At 52.3% G+C, this 19,680-nt stretch carries 14 protein-coding genes; 5 read left to right on the forward strand and 9 right to left on the reverse strand.

All coding sequences use genetic code 11. The annotated features are described in order from the left end of the window. Window positions 1-51: 51 nt before the first annotated feature. On the reverse strand, window positions 52-2,400 hold the full coding sequence (gene lptD / locus ACQY6F_RS05760) for an LPS assembly protein LptD (RefSeq protein ID WP_428772871.1): 2,349 nt from the start codon (window positions 2,398-2,400) through the stop codon (window positions 52-54). A gap of 147 nt (window positions 2,401-2,547) precedes the next feature. Here lptD and djlA point away from each other — a divergent pair, with 147 nt between their 5' ends. After that, a complete protein-coding gene (djlA, locus tag ACQY6F_RS05765) occupies window positions 2,548-3,396 on the forward strand; it encodes a co-chaperone DjlA (protein ID WP_428772873.1) in 849 nt (282 codons plus the stop codon). A 125-nt stretch (window positions 3,397-3,521) separates the two neighbouring features. Next, window positions 3,522-4,565: a DUF4382 domain-containing protein gene (locus tag ACQY6F_RS05770; protein WP_428772874.1), complete on the forward strand. Its 1,044-nt coding sequence runs from the start codon at window positions 3,522-3,524 to the stop codon at window positions 4,563-4,565. 96 nt (window positions 4,566-4,661) lie between these two features. On the opposite strand, the gene ACQY6F_RS05775 is transcribed toward ACQY6F_RS05770, so the two are convergent. From ACQY6F_RS05775 to ACQY6F_RS05795, 5 genes are all read right to left on the reverse strand, one after another. Beyond that, window positions 4,662-5,051: a RidA family protein gene (locus tag ACQY6F_RS05775; protein ID WP_428772876.1), complete on the reverse strand. Its 390-nt coding sequence runs from the start codon at window positions 5,049-5,051 to the stop codon at window positions 4,662-4,664. A gap of 114 nt (window positions 5,052-5,165) precedes the next feature. Further along, window positions 5,166-5,627: an aspartate carbamoyltransferase regulatory subunit gene (gene pyrI, locus ACQY6F_RS05780; RefSeq protein WP_428772878.1), complete on the reverse strand. Its 462-nt coding sequence runs from the start codon at window positions 5,625-5,627 to the stop codon at window positions 5,166-5,168. Between the two features lie 15 nt (window positions 5,628-5,642). Beyond that, complete coding sequence (gene pyrB / locus ACQY6F_RS05785; RefSeq protein ID WP_428772879.1) at window positions 5,643-6,572, reverse strand: aspartate carbamoyltransferase; 930 nt, start codon at window positions 6,570-6,572, stop codon at window positions 5,643-5,645. A gap of 247 nt (window positions 6,573-6,819) precedes the next feature. Beyond that, window positions 6,820-7,824, reverse strand: coding sequence for an ornithine carbamoyltransferase (locus ACQY6F_RS05790; protein ID WP_428772880.1), 1,005 nt, complete (start codon window positions 7,822-7,824; stop codon window positions 6,820-6,822). Between the two features lie 117 nt (window positions 7,825-7,941). Next, window positions 7,942-9,318 carry a PhoH family protein gene (locus tag ACQY6F_RS05795; protein ID WP_428772881.1) on the reverse strand — a complete coding sequence of 459 codons (1,377 nt, stop codon included), beginning with the start codon at window positions 9,316-9,318 and terminating at the stop codon, window positions 7,942-7,944. 425 nt (window positions 9,319-9,743) lie between these two features. On the opposite strand from ACQY6F_RS05795, the gene rapA reads away from it, so the two are divergent. The 3 genes from rapA to ACQY6F_RS05810 all read left to right on the forward strand — a co-directional run bounded on the left by rapA (window position 9,744) and on the right by ACQY6F_RS05810 (window position 14,608). After that, window positions 9,744-12,653, forward strand: coding sequence for an RNA polymerase-associated protein RapA (gene rapA, locus ACQY6F_RS05800; protein WP_428772882.1), 2,910 nt, complete (start codon window positions 9,744-9,746; stop codon window positions 12,651-12,653). Between the two features lie 218 nt (window positions 12,654-12,871). Further along, window positions 12,872-13,609 (forward strand): bifunctional tRNA pseudouridine(32) synthase/23S rRNA pseudouridine(746) synthase RluA, encoded by a 738-nt coding sequence (rluA, locus tag ACQY6F_RS05805; RefSeq protein WP_428772884.1) that lies wholly within the window; start codon window positions 12,872-12,874, stop codon window positions 13,607-13,609. A 36-nt stretch (window positions 13,610-13,645) separates the two neighbouring features. Then, window positions 13,646-14,608, forward strand: a complete 963-nt coding sequence (locus ACQY6F_RS05810) for a D-2-hydroxyacid dehydrogenase (protein WP_428772886.1) — start codon at window positions 13,646-13,648, stop codon at window positions 14,606-14,608. Window positions 14,609-14,698: 90 nt separating this feature from the next. Here ACQY6F_RS05810 and ACQY6F_RS05815 read toward each other — a convergent pair whose 3' ends face one another. The 3 genes from ACQY6F_RS05815 to pepA all read right to left on the reverse strand — a co-directional run bounded on the left by ACQY6F_RS05815 (window position 14,699) and on the right by pepA (window position 19,670). Then, window positions 14,699-17,557, reverse strand: coding sequence for a valine--tRNA ligase (locus ACQY6F_RS05815; RefSeq protein ID WP_428772888.1), 2,859 nt, complete (start codon window positions 17,555-17,557; stop codon window positions 14,699-14,701). A gap of 92 nt (window positions 17,558-17,649) precedes the next feature. Then, window positions 17,650-18,099 (reverse strand): DNA polymerase III subunit chi, encoded by a 450-nt coding sequence (locus ACQY6F_RS05820; protein ID WP_428772889.1) that lies wholly within the window; start codon window positions 18,097-18,099, stop codon window positions 17,650-17,652. A 62-nt stretch (window positions 18,100-18,161) separates the two neighbouring features. Then, window positions 18,162-19,670, reverse strand: a complete 1,509-nt coding sequence (pepA, locus tag ACQY6F_RS05825) for a leucyl aminopeptidase (RefSeq protein ID WP_428772890.1) — start codon at window positions 19,668-19,670, stop codon at window positions 18,162-18,164. Window positions 19,671-19,680: the final 10 nt, after the last annotated feature.

Here is a 19,680-nt window from a genome sequence, read left to right on the forward strand (position 1 = left end):
GTGTATTCCTATTTGAAACGGCCCGCTAAGTTGATCGGCGGGCGGAAAATATTAGTTGTTTAAGAAAAATGGTCGCCCATAACCCAGTGAGTTGTCGGCGTTATCGATCCCCGTATTCCCAGAGCCCGCGCCAATGGACGTGCCAAAGCCGACAATGCCGAACTTAAAGCTAAAGTTGTTCTCGTAGATCGGCGTGGCGTTATCAGTATTAATATAGTCGCCTTCCCAGCGACGTAACTGGTTGCTGTAGGTAAAGCCGATGTACCAACAATCGGACAGATAATTCAGGTTAGCCACCCATTCCAGTTCACGTCGGGTGGTGAAATCATAGAAGTACTGGGCGCTGGCATGCCATTTTCGACTGAGCTGATAAGAACCCATTAATCCACCTTGAGAAATACCGTTGCGGGTAATGGTGTTAACATCAAAATCCACCGTATTCTGAATATACTCTTTACTCACGTAGCGGTAATTGGTTTGGATAAATCCACCATCAAACTGATATTCGAGTGTACTGTTGCCAGACTGAACTGAGCTGGTATCCAGATCGTACTGCACGCCACCGTGATAAAACACGTTGTCATTGAGATTGAAGTCCATTTCAACCGCCCAGGCGGAAAAATTGGAATTGACCTGACGATCCTGATTACGCAGATACTTGTTGGTGGTATCGAGGTAGAAAATCTGGCCAAACGACAGATTAAAGCGCTCTTTGAAACCGTCGTCGAACAGCCGGGTACTGGCACCGTAGCTGAACTGATTGGCGGCAGCAATCCGATCCACTCCACTATAGCGGCGGCTACGGAACAGGCCGTAATAATCATACTGCACCAAGGTGGTGTCATAGAGGTAAATATCACTCTGATCCTGCTCTGGTACGTACAGGTACTGGATCTGCGGCTCCAGCGTCTGGGTATAGTTACCGAGCACCACGGTATCCCGTTCCAGTACCAGTCCGGCATGCGAACGGAATTCAGGAATGACCCGGTAGGTTTCCGGCTTTAGGTCATAGTTACTGAAATTATCAGAACTCAGATTGAGATGGTCTATTTCCTGTTGGTAGTAGGTGCCCAGCAGGCGAGCTTCAGTAGTCCAGTTGCCCCAGGTGCTTGATAGCGGCACTTTCAAACCAGGTTCGACATGAATTCGCGTGGCACTCGGCTTTTTGGGATCATCGGTCTCAAATTGCGAGATATGGCTGACCATATCGAAATCGAGGTAAGGTAGCAGTGCTGGCGCGTAATAGTTGAAATTCAACTGGGGTAACAGCTGATAGGGCTGGTTGCCATCTTCAGTCAATACCTGGAAATCTTTTACCACGATCGACGTGTCCCAGTTACTGGCGCGATACATGGCTGAGCCTTTCTGGATCAGCTGGCCATCTTCACGGTTACCAATGTTGGATCGGACGTCACTGAAGTAGCGGATATCACTGACCTGAGAATAGTCAATATCAAATTTCCACTGCTGCTGGTAGATCCCGCTGTGTTTATACTGGAAGCCCCAGCGATCACCTTGATCCGGATATTTTTTATCGTCGATCAGGTATTCACTGCGAAAGTTACCCGCACCCAGTTGGGTCAGGTAACGAAAATCCGTATCAAACTGGTTGCCACGATTCTGCAGGTACTGGTAGGTGGTGGTTAAATCGTAATTTGGAGCCAGGTTCCAGTAATACGGGATCTCAGTTTTAAAACCATCGCTGGATCCATAGGATATGGTTGGATAGAGAAAACCGGATTTACGGGTATCACCAATCGGCAGGGTGATATAGGGCACATACATGACCGGTACATCCAGGATCTCAAACCGAGTGTGGTGAAAGACCGCCTGCTCTTTTTCCTGATCGACATCGATGCTGGAGGCTTTCATCCGCCAGGCGTTATCACCGTCAGGACAGGAGGTAATGCTACCGTCTTCAATCTTGTAGACTGCTTTACCGGTTTTAGAAATGTAAACCGCTTCACCTCGTCCTGGTTCGCACAGGAACTTGTATTGGGTGTTTTCCAGCGTTATTTGATCTTTGTTGAGGTCATTGGTGGCGCGATCAGATTGGGTTTGAAACTCGCCGTCACTGAACTGCACGTTACCTTCGGCGACGACCATGTTATCTTGCTGATGAAGCGTAACGTTATCGGCGCGAATGCGTTTTTTACCCTGAACGACCACGACATTGCCACTGTAGGTCGCCTTGTCGCCGCTGATCGCTTCCAGAGAGTCCGCTTCTACCTTGATGGGCAGTTGAGTGGCATCTTCTTGCTCAGGAACATCGACTAAACATTGATCTATAGCAGGCAGTTCCTGCACACTATCGTTGATCATAGCTTCGGCGAGGGTCTGGGGCACATATAAGGCGGCACCTATGGATGCAGCCAACAAGGTGCGGGGAAAAAGTGGCATTGAGTTTTACTATCCTGTTGAAACTGACTGATCTGGCGAACAGATGTCCAATTGTTATTATGACGCCCCATATCATAAAGGAAATTGGCGCATCCAGCACTATCAGACCACCGCATGAGTAAAAAATTCACAGATTGAGAGCACATAATGCATATTTTCGGCAAAATTCTCGGGGCCTTTTTCGGCTTTTTGTTTGGTGGTCCCGTCGGTGCCATTTTTGGTCTTTTTCTTGGCCATCAATTTGATAAAGCGCGTCGTCTAAACCAGGCGGGATTTAAAAGCGGCCCATTTGGCTCCGGGCCGAGCCAGAGTGAAAAACAGCATGAACTGTTCAAGGCGGCGTTTGCCGTGATGGGCCACCTGGCAAAAGCCAAAGGTCAAGTGACCCGCCAGGAGATTGAACTGGCCAGCATGATGATGGATCGGATGGGCCTGCGCGGTGAACACAGACGTGAAGCACAGGATGCATTTCGAGAAGGAAAAACCGCCGACTTTCCTCTTCAGGACGTGTTACAGCGGGTAAAAATCTCCACCGGTGGCCGGTTTGACTTGCTGCAGTTTTTTCTTGAGTTGCAAATCTCAGCAGCGTTCGCGGATGGTGAAATCCATCCGAAAGAGCGAGAAGTGCTGCATCAGGTTGCCAGTGGGCTGGGTTTTTCTGCTGCGCAACTGGAACAGCGGCTTCGCATGCAGGAAGCTGCCTTCCGTTTCCAGCAAGGCGGGTTTGGCCATGCGGGCGGAGGTCAGCAGGGCCAACAGTGGCAACAGGCAACCAGTGCCAGTCAGTTGGCTGACGCCTATAAACTGCTGGGGGTGAGTGAGCAGGCTGACAGTAAAACGGTCAAACGGGCCTATCGTAAGCTGATGAACGAACACCACCCGGACAAGCTGATGGCGAAAGGCCTGCCTAAAGAGATGATGAATGTGGCAAAAGAAAAGGCCCAGGAAATCCAGAATGCCTACGACCTGATTAAACGGGAGAAAGGTTTTAAATGACCGGGTTGGTTCAGTCGCAATAACCTGTTACTGACATAACGCTAACCGCGCGTTAGTTAATGTATTTATTGGTATTGCTAATATGTTGGCGTTGTGAATGGACTGAATCAATATAGGACAACAGAATGAAATATCTCTATCCCACGCTAGCAGCCAGTTTGATTGCGACCGCTTTAACCGGTTGTTTTGATTCCAGCTCAAATGACCAGCCGAAGACCACGCCAGTGACCTTGTCGGTGACCGATGCGCCGGTCGACGAGATGGAAAAAGTAGTAGTGGCTTACAGTAAGGTGGCGTTTTTGCCGCTGGATGGCAGCAAGCCTATCCTGTTTGATGTCTATCAGAAAGACGAGCAGGGTAATTACGTCGATGATAATGGCGCTCCGCTGGCAGAAGGCGAACAGCCACTGGCGATGCGGGTTGACTTGCTGCAGTACCAGGGCCAGTTGGTGAAGCCTTTGGTTGAACAGCAGGAAATTCCGGTTGGTGATTACAAGCTGTGTGTGTTTGCCCACGATGGTAACCATCCGGATCGTGCCTCTTACGTGCAAGACAGTGTCAATCAAAGTCAGTACCCGCTGACGGTGAAAGGGGATGGCAAATGCCCGCAAGGCGTCGGTGAACTGCCTGATGCCGGAGTACTTTACTTCAATAAAACCTTTACCGTTAATGCGCAAAACAATGACTTTGTGCTCGATTTCGATTTACGCCGCGGCTTAAAGGAAGACACCACCGTACCGGACAGCTATAGCATTCAGCGTACGTCCGTGTCATTAATCAATAGCGTTACCACGGCCGAGTTGACGGGTAGCGTTGATCCTGCAACCTTCAACGACTGTGAATTGAACACGCCGTCGAATAACGGTTTTGCTCACGCGGTATATCTCTATCCGGGTGATGTGGCGATGGCCGATATGGGCACCTTTGCCGGTACTGGTAGCGTGGCTCCGATTGCGGCAGCCAACGTGCAGGAAATCAGCGGCGACGAAGGCAGCAGCTATCAATTTGGCTTTGGTCACCTGGCTGCGGGAAGCTACACCTTAGGCTATACCTGTAGTGCTAACGATGATTCCGAAGAGGGCATTGTTGAGGGCGAGACATTTGCCATCAACCAGGCCAGCGATGCGATTGCATTGGCCGCCGGTGATGCTAAAAGCTATAGCTTCTAAAAAACAATAGCGTCTGACGGTGATATACCGACAGGTAATAAAAAGGCGAGCAGTATGCTCGCCTTTTTGCTTCTGTCCGTCACCGGTAGGCGGGTATTATTTACGTACCGCAATCGCTTCGATTTCGATGCCGACATCTTTTGGCAACCGCGCTACTTCTACGCAAGAACGCGCTGGGTAGTGTGCGACCTGGTGTTCGTCAAAGAACTCGCCGTATACCTGGTTTACGGTGGCAAAATCATTAAGATCTTTAACAAAAACAGTCAGCTTAACAATGTCGCTCACGCTCAGGCCTGAAGCTTCGACCACGGCTTTAACATTTTCCAGCGACTGACGCGCCTGCTCAGCGATATCGCTTGAAACTTCACCGGTTACCGGGTTGACCGGGATCTGGCCGGATGTCAGCACCATGTTGCCCAGGTCAACACCCTGAACGTAAGGACCAATAGCGGCAGGGGCAGATTCGGTATGTAGTACTTTTGTCATTGTTATGTTCCATCTTGCTTATGGGAAATTGATAAGCAGTGTGCCGTGAATCGACCCAAGGGTAAAGTAAAAATCCCCCGCCGACTGGCGAGGGATTGAGCAGTTAATGGGTGACTATCGTTCGGTCACCACCTCGCGTGAAAAGACTTTCTCACAGTACTTACATTTGAGGCGAATATCGTCCGCTTTTTCGATTACGCTGAAACTGCTTTCCACCGGCTCGTTGTGGGAGATACAGTTGCTGTTCGGACAGGCGAACACGTTGTTGACTCGCTGCGGTAACTCCAGCGCCAACTTCTTAACCACCTGATAATCTTCTATCTGGTTAACGGTCGCGTGCGGCGCGTAAAGGGCCAGCTTATTGGCCTGCTCTTCGCTGATAAAGACATTTTCAATCTTCAGCAGATCTTTGTGGCCCAGTGCCGAAGAGGGCAGGTTGAGGCCCACCGTGACGCGCTGCTGAGATTTGTGCATGTTGAACAGTTTCAACACCTTGATGCCAATTTGTGCCGGAATATGGTCGATTACGGTGCCGTTTTTAATCGCTTCTACCTGCAATTGTGTCTCTTTTGTCATGATATTTTCCTCCAATTACAGTGATTGATTCAGAACCAGTGCCAGCAAGGCTTCGCGGGCATACACGCCGTTTTCTGCCTGCTGGAAGAAGTAGGCGTGCGGCGTTTTGTCGACGTCGGTGGTAATTTCATCCACCCGTGGTAGTGGGTGTAGCACTTTGAGGTTTTCACGGGCACCTTCGAGCGTCTTGGCGGTCAGGATGTAAGCCGACTTAATGTGAGCGTATTCCGACTCGTCAAAGCGTTCTTTCTGTACCCGTGTCATGTACAGGATATCCAGCTCAGGGACCACGCTTTCGATATCGTTGTGCAGGCTGTAAGCGATGCCGGCTTCATCCAATTCTTCCAAAATGTAATCTGGCATCGCCAGTGCATCTGGTGCGATGAAGAAGAAGCGCACATTGTTGAATTTCGCCAGCGCCTGAGTCAGCGAGTGGACGGTACGGCCATATTTCAGGTCGCCGACAAAAGCGACGTTCAGGTCGTCCAGGCGGCCTTGGGTTTCAGCGATACTAAACAGATCCAACAGCGTCTGTGTCGGGTGCTGGTTGGCACCGTCGCCGGCGTTGATCACCGGTACTCCGTTAGAGAATTCAGATGCCAGACGTGCCGCACCTTCCTGTGGGTGGCGCATGACAAAGGCATCCACGTAAGAGGAGATCACCTGCACGGAATCCGCCAGGGTTTCACCTTTCTTGGCCAGTGAGGTGTTGCCACCGTTATCAAAGCCAATCACATCGCCGCCAATGCGCTGGATGGCGGTTTCAAATGACAGACGCGTTCGAGTTGAAGGTTCAAAGAAACAGCTGGCAACCACTTTGTTTTTGATCAGTGTTGGATTTGGCTCAGATTTGAGCTGACCGGCCGTTTTTACGATCAATTCCAGTTCCTGACGAGACAGTTCCGGAATCGAGATAATGTGCTTCTGATAAAGCGTATTGGTCATAGTCTTCTTCCCTACCCAAGTGATGATGGACAATAAAAAAGCCTCCCTGAAAGGGAGGCTTTAATAATCATTAGAAACAGCAATAACGACGGTTAATAAGCCAATCGGCTTAGCAGCAACTGAGCGTATTTTCGAACGCAATTGACGGGTCATTATCGCTATCTCCAGACAAATTGCGGAGCATTATACGCCTAACTAATTTGAGCGCAAGCGATTGCATCAAGCTTTAGTCTGGTAATTTTTAAGGTTAATCACCCAGCGTCGCAACCATTACCGCTTTGATGGTGTGCATGCGGTTTTCCGCCTGGTCAAACACGATGGAATTTTCCGACTCAAACACCTCTTCGGTCACTTCCAGCCCGTTCATACCGTATTTTTCAGCTACCTGTTTGCCGACCGTGGTTTCATCGTTATGGAACGCCGGCAGGCAGTGCATAAATTTCGCGTGCGGATTGCCGGTTTTATTCATCACTTGCTGGTTAACCTGGTAAGGGGTCATTAATGCGACCCGTTCATCCCACGCTTCCGGCGCTTCGCCCATCGAGACCCAGACATCGGTGTACAGGTAGTCACACCCGGCAACGCCTTCGCTGACATCTTCGGTCAGCAGGATTGAAGCGCCAGTCTGCTCAGCTATCTGCTGACACTCGGCCACCAGGTCAGCTTCGGGCCAGAACTGTTTCGGTGCCACCAGTCGGATGTCCATCCCCATCTTGGCCGCGCCGACCAGCAGGGAGTTGCCCATGTTATTGCGTGCATCGCCCAGGTAGGCAAAGCTGATTTGATGCAGCTGTTTGCCGCGGCCGTGCTCCAGCATGGTCAGGAAGTCGGCCAGGATTTGGGTCGGGTGGAATTCGTTGGTCAGGCCGTTCCACACCGGTACGCCAGCGTATTGCCCCAGCTCTTCAACGATAGACTGGCCAAATCCGCGGTACTCTATGCCGTCGTACATTCTGCCCAGCACCCGTGCGGTGTCCTTCATCGACTCTTTATGGCCGATCTGAGAGCCTGACGGACCAATGTAAGAAACCTGGGCACCTTGGTCGAAAGCGGCGACTTCAAACGCGCAGCGGGTTCGGGTAGAAGACTTTTCAAAGATCAGCGCGATGTTTTTTCCTTTCAGGCGAGGCTGCTCGCTACCGGCGTATTTGGCTTTTTTCAGTTCAGCCGACAGCTCAAGCAGAAACTGAATCTCTTTCGGGGTGAAGTCGAGTAATTTTAGGAAATTGCGATTACGTAGGTTAAAAGCCATACCTCAGTCCTTTGTCAGGGGATTATGAATAGGGCTAGTAAAACATAAAAATGGCGTAAATGTGAATAATTATTTTGTAAAAAGAGCGAGATATAAATAATATCTCGCTAATTGTGATTATAAATTCTCTTCAGCGAACTCGGCCAGCCGGCTGCGAACCACGCCATTGAGGTGAATGTTGGCACTGCCTTCGAAGTTTTTGAACCTTTCTACCATGTAGGTAAGACCGGATGTCACCGGAGTCAGATAGTGAGAGTCAATCTGCGCCAGGTTGCCGGAACAGACAATTTTGGTGCCTTCGCCGCAGCGGGTAATGATGGTTTTGATCTGCGACGCCGTCAGGTTCTGACATTCGTCGAGCAGCACAAAGGCATTCTGGATTGAGCGTCCGCGCATAAAGTTGATCGACTTAAACTGAATGTTGGCTTTATCACAAATGTACTTGAGTGAGCCTTCAGTGCAGTGGTCATTTTTGTGCAGCGCTTCCAGGGTATCGGTGACCGCGGCCAGCCAGGGCATCATTTTCTCCTCTTCGGTGCCAGGTAAAAAGCCGATCGACTCGCCGATGTCCGGGGTATTGCGGGTGACGATGATCTTATCGAACATACCTTTCTCTATCGTCTGTTCCAGCGCCGCCGCCATCGCCAGCAGGGTTTTACCGCTACCGGCGGCACCGGTCAGGATCACCAGGTCGATATCAGTATCAAGCAGAGCGTCCATGGCCATCGCCTGATAGATATTTTTCGGAGTGATGTCCCAGGCCCGGCGGTGCATCATCCTTTCCCGGCTGAGATCGCGCACGGTTAACGTTTCACTGTCGACTCGTTCGACCCGGCCGGCAAAGTCGCTTTTTTCATCCAGTACATACTGGTTGATGTAGGTCGGTTCAAATGGTGCCCGCGCAATGGTGTGGTAGGTATAACCGCCCAATGTCTGACTGTCGACCTGATCGATTCGGCTCCAGAACTCGCCTTCGACCTGCTGGAAGCCCTTGGTCAGGTACTGCACATCGTCTATCAGTTGATCGGTACGGTAATCTTCCACGTAGCGGACCCCGGCCCCCTTGGCGCGCAGCCGCATGTTGATATCTTTGGTCACCAGGACCACATCCCTTGGCGCCCGTTTGGTCTGCAGGTTGAGCACAGCATTGAGGATACGGTTGTCGCCGGCCTTATCAGCAAACGCTTTCACCGTTTCCTGCAGTTGGAAATCGGCCAGGATAGAGATATGTCCGGTTTGAGCTGACTCCTTGTTAATAGGGATACCTTCAGAGATGGCCTCTGGCGTGGCGTCTTTAAAAAAGTCTTCCAGTGCCCGGATGGCGACCCGGGCATCGCGGGCGACGTCGCGCTTGCTGTCTTTGATTCGGTCTAATTCTTCGAGGACGGTCATCGGAATGACCACGTCATGTTCTTGGAAGGAGTAAATAGCAAAAGGTTCGTGAAGAAGGATATTGGTGTCGAGTACAAACAGTTTCCGATCGGTGTCGGCCATAAGCGTCTCCTTGCCGTCTGGCGGCAGCTTAGCAATCGCTGTTTGCAGAAGGGGTTGGACGCCATGTTCCGCTGGCGCGAATGACTGGGTCCGACATTCTGCAACCTGGTGTTGAACTAGCTTATGACTATGCATGCGCTATGCCAATCTGGAACAGGGCGGGCGCAGCACACTCACCTAGAGTATATGCCATGCTGTGCAACACACACTGTTAGCAATGCCACGAAAATATGACAGTTTGAAGACGGGCAAAAAAACCGGTCGATAAGTGGCTTTATACGTGACCCATATCACGGCTTGCAGTAAGATGAGCGACCTTTTTCGCGGCTGTCTGACATCCGTCGGATTTCCGCGCGTAGACGCTGTAGCCAGAACTGACAGCGGCTAAGATAATAAGACAAAACTAAGAATGAGGTAGTCGATCGATGACATTTGCTTTGGGTCAACGCTGGATAAGTGATACGGAAAGCGATCTGGGTTTAGGTACCGTAGTGGCAATGGATGCCCGCACCGTCACACTGATGTTTGCCGCATCGGAAGAAAATCGTGTCTATGCCCGTAATGATGCCCCGGTGACCCGAGTAATATTTAATCGTGGTGATGTGGTCGAAAGCCAGGAAGGCTGGAGCCTTGTGGTTGAACAGGTACTGGAAGAGAACGGCGTGCTCAGTTATCAGGGTGTCCGCGAAGATAATCAGCAAGCGGTGCTGCTGCGTGAGATCATGCTCAGCAATCAGATCCGTTTCAATAAACCTCAGGATAAGCTGTTTGCCGGTCAAATCGATCGTATGGACAACTTTGTGCTCCGTTATCGTGCACTTATGAACCAATATGAGCAGCACAAGAGCCCGATGCGTGGCTTATGTGGCATGCGTGCCGGCCTGATCCCGCATCAACTGTTTATCGCCCATGAAGTGGGACGTCGTTACGCGCCGCGAGTGCTGCTGGCTGACGAAGTGGGCCTGGGCAAAACCATTGAAGCCGGCATGATTATCCATCAGCAGGTGCTGACCGGTCGCGCCGAGCGGATTCTGATCGTGGTGCCGGAAACCCTGCAGCACCAGTGGCTGGTGGAGATGATGCGCCGCTTTAACCTGCATTTTTCTATTTTTGATGAAGAGCGCTGTGTGGAAGCGGTTACTGATGCGGATAACCCGTTTGATACCCAACAACTGGTGCTCTGCTCACTGGAGTTTCTGCGTCACAGCCGTCATCGCTTTGAACAGGCGCTGGAAGGCGACTGGGATCTGCTGGTGGTGGATGAAGCGCACCACTTGGAGTGGAGCCAACAGGCACCAAGCCGGGAATATCAGCTGGTGGAAGCGCTGGCCGAACGCACCTCTGGCGTACTGCTGCTGACCGCAACCCCGGAGCAACTGGGCCGGGAGAGCCATTTTGCCCGCTTGCGCCTGCTTGACCCGGATCGTTTCTACGATTATGCCGCGTTTGTCGAAGAAGAGAGCCAGTACGCGCCGGTAGCCGATGCCATCAGCGCCCTGTTCAGTGGCCAGCCATTAACGGATCAGGCCAAAAACCAGATCGGCGAATTGCTGTCCGAACAGGATGTGGAGCCGATGTTCCGCACCTTAGAAAGCCAGGCCGACGGCGAAGAAAAAGCCGAGGCGCGTCAGGAGCTGATCGATAACCTGATGGACCGGCATGGTACCGGGCGGGTACTGTTCCGCAACACTCGGGCGGCGGTCAAGGGCTTCCCGGTACGTCAGGTGCATTTAATGCCGATGCCACTGCCAAGCCAGTATCAGACCTCTATGCGGGTGGCCAATATGCTCGGCGGCCCGATGCCGTTGGAAGCGCGGGCACTGAAAAATCTCTATCCTGAAGAGCTGTTCCAGGAGTTTGAAGGTGAAAGTTCCAGCTGGTGGCAGTTTGACCCGCGGGTCAACTGGCTGATCGACAAAGTGAAAGCCAAACGCAGTGAGAAAATCCTGGTGATCGCTTCGCGGGCCAACACCGCGCTGCAACTGGAACAGGCTTTGCGAGAGCGCGAAGGCATTCGTGCCACCGTATTCCACGAAGGTATGTCGATTATTGAGCGGGACAAAGCGGCCGCGTATTTCGCCCAGGAAGAAGGTGGCGCCCAGGTGCTGATCTGTAGCGAGATTGGTTCCGAAGGGCGCAACTTCCAGTTTGCTAACCAGTTGGTGATGTTTGATCTGCCGTTCAACCCGGACCTGCTGGAGCAGCGCATTGGTCGTCTTGACCGAATCGGCCAGCTGCGGGATATCGATATTCATGTACCTTACCTTGAGGATACCGTCCAGGTGATTCTGGCCCGCTGGTATGCCGAAGGGTTAAATGCGTTTGCCGAAACCTGTCCGACTGGCCGGGCGGTGTACGACCAGTATTCTGAACGTTTGATCGAGATGCTGGCCAGTGGTGACAGCGGCGAGCTGGATGAGGTGATCGACCTGTCTGCCAAGCTGACCCGAACGCTGAAGCAGGAGCTGGAGCACGGCCGTGACCGCCTGCTGGAAATGCATTCCAACGGTGGTGAGCAGGCGCAGCAGATAGTTGAGCGGATTGAATCTACCGACGGTGATACCAACCTGGTGACGTTCGCACTCAGCCTGTTTGATACCATCGGCCTGAATCAGGATGACAAAGGGGAGAACGCTCTGGTGGTGACGCCATCTGAGCATATGATGGTGCCGAGCTATCCGGGTCTGCCTTATGAAGGCGCGACCATCACCTTTGATCGTGATACGGCGCTGTCTCGTGAAGATATGCACTTCATCAGCTGGGAGCACCCGATGATCCAGGGCGGGATCGATCTGCTGATGAGTGAAGGGGTCGGTACCTCGGCGGTTTCGCTGCTGAAAAACAAAGCGCTGCCGGTGGGAACTATTCTGCTGGAGCTGGTGTACAAAGTGGATGCCCAGGCACCGAAGCAGAGTGGTATCAGCCGTTTCCTGCCGGTTACGCCGATCCGCATGATACTTGATGGCCGCGGCAACGATCTTTCTAGCCAGGTCGAGTTTGAGTCGTTCAACCGTCAGCTCAGTCCGGTTAACCGCCAGCTGGCCAGTAAGCTGGTCAGCTCGGTTCAGGCTCAGATCCACACCCTGATTGAGCAAGGGAACTCACAGATTGTTGATAAAGTGACTGAGGTGCGCGAGCGCGCCCGCCAGGAGATGCAGCACAATCTGAATGCAGAGCTGGAGCGGCTGCAGGCGCTCAAGGCGGTGAACCCGAATATTCGTGATGAAGAGCTGGAGGCGATCGAGCAGCAAATAGACCAACTGGCCGGCTATATCAGCCAGGCACAGTATCAGCTTGATTCATTGCGTCTGATTGTTGTGACGCACAACGGCTAGTTCTGTTCGTCCCTATAGCCAAGAAAAGGCCTTCCAGCGGGAAGGCCTTTTCTTAATCTCGATTTCTATCATAACGGCCATAGCGGTTCTGGCTGTCAGTTTAATGTACGATTGGCAGGAGCTGTTTTCTACCACAGTTAAACCATTGGCCCATGGTGACTAACAGCCGGGCTCAGGTCTTGTTATAATGCGCCGTTTTTTTCCAAGAGATAACGTTAATGGCAATGACTGAGTACCACCCGCCCACTGACCCCTGGATTGAGGTGGTGTATGAAGATGACCACATTCTGGCGGTCAACAAACCGTCGGGGTTGCTGTCGGTGCCCGGACGATTGCCAGAGCATCACGACAGTATCTGGAGCCGCCTGCAGCAGGATCATCCGGATATTCAGGTGGTACACCGGTTAGATATGTCGACGTCTGGTCTGATGGTACTGGCGAAAAACAAACGGGCTGAAGGGGCGCTGAAAAAGCAGTTCCAGTACCGGTTAACCCATAAAGTCTATTACGCCCGGGTTTGGGGCCATTTAGAGCAAGAGCAGGGCGAAGTGGATTTGCCGCTGATTTGCGACTGGCCGAACCGGCCCAGGCAGAAAGTCTGTCTGGAGCAGGGCAAGCCGGCCAGAACGCTTTATCAGGTTGTTAAGCGCGAAGCGAAAACCAGTATCGTCCGTTTGCTGCCGATCACCGGCCGCTCTCATCAGCTGCGGGTGCACATGCAGGCACTGGGTCATCCGATCGTTGGCGACGAATTTTATGCCACGGCGGAGGCGTTGGCGTTTTCTTCACGGCTGGAACTGCACGCTGCCGAACTGAGCTTTTATCACCCGCGTAGTCACTGGCTACGCAGTCTGTTTGTTCGCTGCGATTTTTATCCAGAAGGCGAAGAGATGATCTTCGACTACTTTGACCCGGAGCGTAAATTACCGGATTATAAAAGTTTGCCGAAACCTTAAGGACGCAAGCGGAGCGTCTCAGGACAAGGAGTTGTTATGCCGTTAATTAAAGTGGTGTTTCTTGACCGGGCGACCATTCCCGGCCACATCCATCTGCCGCACCTGCCTTTCCAGCATCAGTGGATGGAATACGACTACACCCAGCCGGAGCAGTTGCTCGAGCGGATCGAGGATGCGGATATCATCATCACCAACAAGGTGGTCTTGGACGCCAGTGTGTTGTCGCAACTGGAGCAGCTTAAGCTGATCGCCGTCTCCGCGACCGGGGTCAACAATGTCGATATTGAGTACTGTAAAGCGAACAATATTGCCGTGACTAACGTGCAGGGTTATGCCACCCGTTCGGTACCGGAACATGTGATCGCCATGCTGTTCGCGTTGAGACGTAACCTGGTGGGTTATCACCAGGATATTGCCGCTGGTGAATGGCAGCGGCAGGGACAGTTCTGTTTCTTTACTCATCCGATTGGTGATATCGCCGGCAGTACCCTGGGTATTATCGGTAGTGGGGCGCTGGGCCAGGCGACGGCGGCTCTTGCCCGCGCGCTGGGTATGCAGGTGCTGTTTGCTGAGCGCAAAGGTGCTACCACTTGTCGTGACGGTTACCTGCCATTTGAACAGGTATTGAAAACGGCCGACGCGATCAGCTTGCACTGTCCGCTGACGGAACAGACCCGTAACCTGATCGGTGAAGCTGAACTGGTACTGATGAAGCGGAGTGCACTGTTGATCAATGCCGGACGGGGCGGGTTGGTTGATGAGCAGGCGCTGGTGACAGCACTGCAGAAAGGCCAAATTGCCGGCGCCGGGGTCGATGTGTTTACTTCAGAGCCGCCTGAGCCAGGTAATCCGCTACTGGTTAATTGTGACCTGCCGAATCTGTTGCTCACCCCTCATGTTGCCTGGGGCAGTGATTCTGCCATCCAGCAACTGGCCAACATACTGATCGACAATATTGCTGCGTTTGCGCGTGGTGAGCGGCAGAACCGGGTGGTTTAAGCCTAAACAGTGACAACACAGCAGAAATAAAGAAGGCAGCCAATTGGCTGCCTTATCTGTTTTACTGCTAGTGAGCAAAAGTTGCCGTGATTACAGTGCCGCGATAGTCACTTTCTGCTCTTCCAGCTTGGTCAGGGTCTCTTTATAACCTTCCAGCTTCTCGCGTTCTTTAGCAACCACCGCTTCCGGTGCTTTGGCAACAAAGCCCTGGTTGCCCAGTTTGCCTTCGATACGCTTGATTTCACCTTCGGTTTTGGCAATCTCTTTGGCCAGACGATCCAGCTCGGCGTCTTTATCGATCAGGCCTGCCATCGGGATCATCAGCTCAGATTTACCGACTAGTGCAGTGGCGCAAGCCGGAGTAGCTTCGCTAGCTGTCAGTACGCGTACGCTTTCCAGTTTTGACAGAGAAACCAGTACTTGCTTGTTCGCTTCCAGACGGGCTGCGTCTTTGTCGCTGGCCGCTTTCAGCATTACTTCCAGAGGTTTACCCGGGTTGATGTCGTATTCGGCGCGCAGGTTACGGATACTGGTGATAAAGGCTTTCACCCACTCGATATCATCCAGGGCGTCCTGGTTGAAGTTGGCGGCATCATACTGAGGCAGTGCCTGCAGCATAATGGTTTCACCTTCCACACCGTCAACCAGCGGCTTGATGCTCTGCCAGATGGTTTCGGTAATGTACGGGATCACCGGATGAGCGAGACGCAGGGTCTTCTCCAGTACCGTGATCAGCGTGCGGCGGGTACCGCGTTGCTGCGCTTCAGTACCTTTCCACAGAACTGGCTTGGTCAGCTCCAGATACCAGTCACAGAACTGGTTCCAGATAAACTCATAAATGGTGTTGGCGGCCATATCGAGACGGAAGTTGTCGATGTGCTCGTTGAACGCTTTTGCCGCCAGTTCAAACTGAGATTCGATCCACTTGTCTGCCAGTGAGTATTCCAGCTCACCACCGTTAAAACCACAATCCTGCTCTTCGGTGTTCATCAGTACATAGCGGCTGGCGTTCCACAGTTTATTACAGAAGTTGCGGTAACCTTCCAGACGCTTCATGTCCCAGTTGATGTCACGGCCGGTCGAGGCCATCGCTGCCAGGGTAAAGCGCAGTGCGTCGGTACCATAAGCTTCGATGCCGCTTTCAAACGTTTTACGCGTGTTTTTCTCGATCTTGGCTGCCAGTTGAGGCTGCATCATGTTACCGGTGCGCTTCTCTACCAGTGACTCCAGATCGATGCCGTCGATCATGTCGATCGGATCCAGCACGTTACCTTTCGATTTCGACATCTTGTCGCCGTTTTCATCACGGATCAGGCCGGTGACGTAAACGGTCTTGAACGGTACCTGAGGTTTGCCGTTGTCATCTTTCACGAAATGCAGCGTCATCATGATCATCCGGGCTACCCAGAAGAAGATGATATCAAAACCTGTTACCAGTACGTCGGTCGGGTGGAAAGTCTTCAGCGCGTCAGTCTGCTCCGGCCAGCCCTGAGTTCCAAAAGTCCACAGTGCGGAGGAGAACCAGGTATCCAGAACGTCATCGTCCTGACGCAGCGCCACGTCGGCGGCGATATTGTTGTCGGCACGTACTTCATCTTCGTTACGGCCTACGTAGACATTGCCGTCGTTATCGTACCAGGCAGGAATGCGGTGACCCCACCAGAGTTGACGGGAGATACACCAGTCCTGAATATCACGCATCCAGGAGAAGTACATGTTTTCGTATTGCTTTGGCACAAACTGAATGTCGCCGTTTTCCACCGCTTCAACCGCAGGCTTAGCCAGAATACCAGCCCGGACATACCATTGGTCGGTCAGCATCGGCTCGATGACTACGCCGCCACGGTCGCCGTAAGGCACAGTCAGTTCGTGATCTTTGATTTCATCCAACAGGCCCAGCAGTTCAAACTCTGCCACGATCTCTTTACGCGCCGCAAAACGCTCCATGCCATGGTATTTAACCGGTAACTCTGAGCTGTAGGCGTCACTGGCTTCACCGTTGGAGTTGAACACTTCTGCTGCGTCACGCACGTTAGCGTCAAAGGTGAAAATATTGATCATTGGCAGGTTGTGACGTTTACCGACTTCGTAGTCGTTAAAGTCGTGTGCCGGAGTGATTTTCACACAGCCGGTGCCTTTTTCCATGTCTGCGTGCTCGTCACCTACGATCGGGATGCGACGGTTGACGATAGGCAGCACGATCTCTTTACCAATCAGATCTTTGTAACGAGGATCTTCCGGGTTAACAGCAACACCGGTATCACCCAGCATGGTTTCCGGACGAGTGGTTGCCACCACAATGTACTCTTTGCCTTCCGCGGTCTTGGCTCCGTCGGCCAGCGGGTAGCGGAAGTGCCACATGTGGCCTTTTTTGTCTTTATTTTCCACTTCCAGATCGGAAATGGCGGTGTGCAGTTTCGGATCCCAGTTTACCAGGCGTTTGCCACGGTAAATCAGGTCTTCTTTGTACAGGCGGACAAACACTTCCTGAACCGCTTTGTAGAAGCCGTCATCCATAGTGAAGCGTTCACGATCCCAGTCTACCGATGCGCCCAGACGGCGTAGCTGTTTGGTAATGGTGTCGCCAGACTCGCCTTTCCATTCCCAGATTTTGTCAATGAAGGCATCACGGCCGTAATCGTGCTTGGTTTTGTTCTCTTCTGCGGCGATCTTACGCTCAACTACCATCTGAGTCGCGATACCGGCGTGGTCGGTACCTACCTGCCACAAAGTGTTGTGACCTTTCATGCGCTCGGCACGGATCAGGGTATCCATAATGGTGTCTTGGAACGCGTGGCCCATATGCAGGCTGCCGGTGACGTTCGGTGGCGGGATCATAATGCTGTAGGCATCTTTTGTCGTGTCACCGTGGGGCTTAAAGTAGCCTTGCTCTTCCCAAGTCTGATACAGAGCTTGTTCGATTGAAGTTGGGTTGTATGTCTTTTCCATAGCGCTCTTAAATGGATATCTTGCTGGTTTATTTACTGCCAAACTTTATAAGTGAGGGATCTGACCAAGATCGCCTTAACTATAAAGTTTGACTATGGATACGAAATTGCGATCGTTTGGAGCTGATAGCCCGCCTGGCGGTAGATTTTATACCTTTCTCGGGCGAGTTGCTTGGCTTTTTCTTCGCAAGGGACGAAGTCTACCACCTCACTAAACTGGTTCGCAAAGGTTGTGTCGGTTTGAGCCAAATTTATCACCAGTTGTCGGTTCCAGCTCGGCCTGGTTTGACAGTGGCCGATCTCAATCGGTGTGGCGTATCTGGGGCCTTCACCGACCAGGTTATGGGCGACAAACTGATCGACTGGCAGTTGCCAGAACAGTTCAGCCAGTTGTTCTGCCTCGGTTTTATCCTGACAGTTAAGATAAACTTTGGCCCCCTGGGCGGAAAAGTGCTTGGCCAGGTAGAGCACATAGTCATGAAAGCCGCTCTGGCTGGCTTGGGCCGACTGTGGCTGAATCAGATAAAAATTGGCGTTGGGCATCGGATACCTTGTTTCGGCTGTAACAAAAAAGGGCCGGATGGCCCTTTTTTATCATGGATTGCTTACTCTTCGCTATCCTGGCCGCTGCGGTTAAGCAGGAACTGCACCAGCATTGAGACCGGACGACCGGTCGAGCCTTTGGCAGCACCGGATTTCCATGCGGTACCGGCGATATCAATGTGGGCCCAGTTGTATTTCTTGGCAAAGCGGGACAAGAAACAACCGGCAGTGATAGTACCGCCTGGGCGACCGCCGATATTGGCCATGTCAGCAAACGGGCTCTTCAGTTGTTCCTGGTACTCATCGGCCATTGGCAGACGCCAAGCGCGGTCACTGGCTTGCTCTGAGGCGTTGATCAGTTCGTGTGCCAGCGGGTTGTGGTTGGAAATCACGCCGCTGATGTGGTGACCAAGGGCAATGACACAAGCGCCGGTCAGCGTTGCAACGTCGACCACACAATCCGGTTCAAAACGTTCAACGTAAGTCAGGGCATCGCACAAGACCAGACGGCCTTCGGCATCGGTATTCAGTACTTCAACGGTTTGGCCCGACATAGTAGTCAGAATATCACCCGGACGGTAAGCGTTGCTGCCAGGCATGTTCTCACAACCGGCCAGTACGCCAACCACGTTGATCGGCAGATTCAGTTTCGCCAGTGCTTTCATGGCACCGAATACAGTGGCCGCGCCGCACATGTCGTATTTCATTTCGTCCATGCCTTCGCCTGGCTTAAGTGAAATACCGCCTGAATCGAAAGTCAGCCCTTTGCCGACCAGCACGATAGGCTTGCCCTGAGCATCCGGGTTACCGGTGTACTCGATGACCGACATCATGGATTCGTTTTTCGACCCACGGCCAACCGCCAGGTACGAAGTCATACCCAGTTTTTCCATCTCCTGCTCGCCAATGATCTTGGTCGAGATGGAGTCGTAATCGTCAGCCAGACGGCGGGCCTGTGAAGCCAGATATGCCGGGTTAGCGATATTTGGTGGCATGTTGCCCAAATCTTTAGCCGCTTTGACACCAGACGAGACTGCCAGGCCGTGGGCAATGGCGCGTTCACCTAAGTTCAGTTCACGGCGGGTAGGCACATTGAATACCAGCTTGCGCAGCGGACGACGGGTTTCCGGTTTGCTGCTCTTGAACTGGTCAAAGGTGTACAGGCCATCTTTAGTCGCTTCAACCGCCTGACGAACTTTCCAGTAGGTGTCACGGCCTTTGACGTGCAGTTCAGTCAGGAAGCAGACCGCTTCCATTGAACCGGTTTCGTTCAAAGTGCTGATGGTCTTTTGAATGATTTCTTTGTACTGACGTTCGCCCAGTTCTCGCTCTTTGCCGCATCCGACCAGCAAAACACGTTCAGACAATACGCCAGGTACCTGATGCAGCAGTAGCATCTGACCGGGTTTACCTTCCAGATCACCACGGCGAAGTAGTGAACTGATATAGCCATCACTGATCTTATCCAGCTGTTCGGCGACGGGAGAAAGGCGACGTGGCTCGAACACCCCAACAACGATGCATGCGCTACGTTGTTTTTCCGGACTGCCACTTTTTACACTGAACTCCATGCGTACTCCT

Source organism: Vibrio sp., assembly GCF_050299255.1.
Classification (GTDB): Bacteria; Pseudomonadota; Gammaproteobacteria; order Enterobacterales; family Vibrionaceae; genus Vibrio.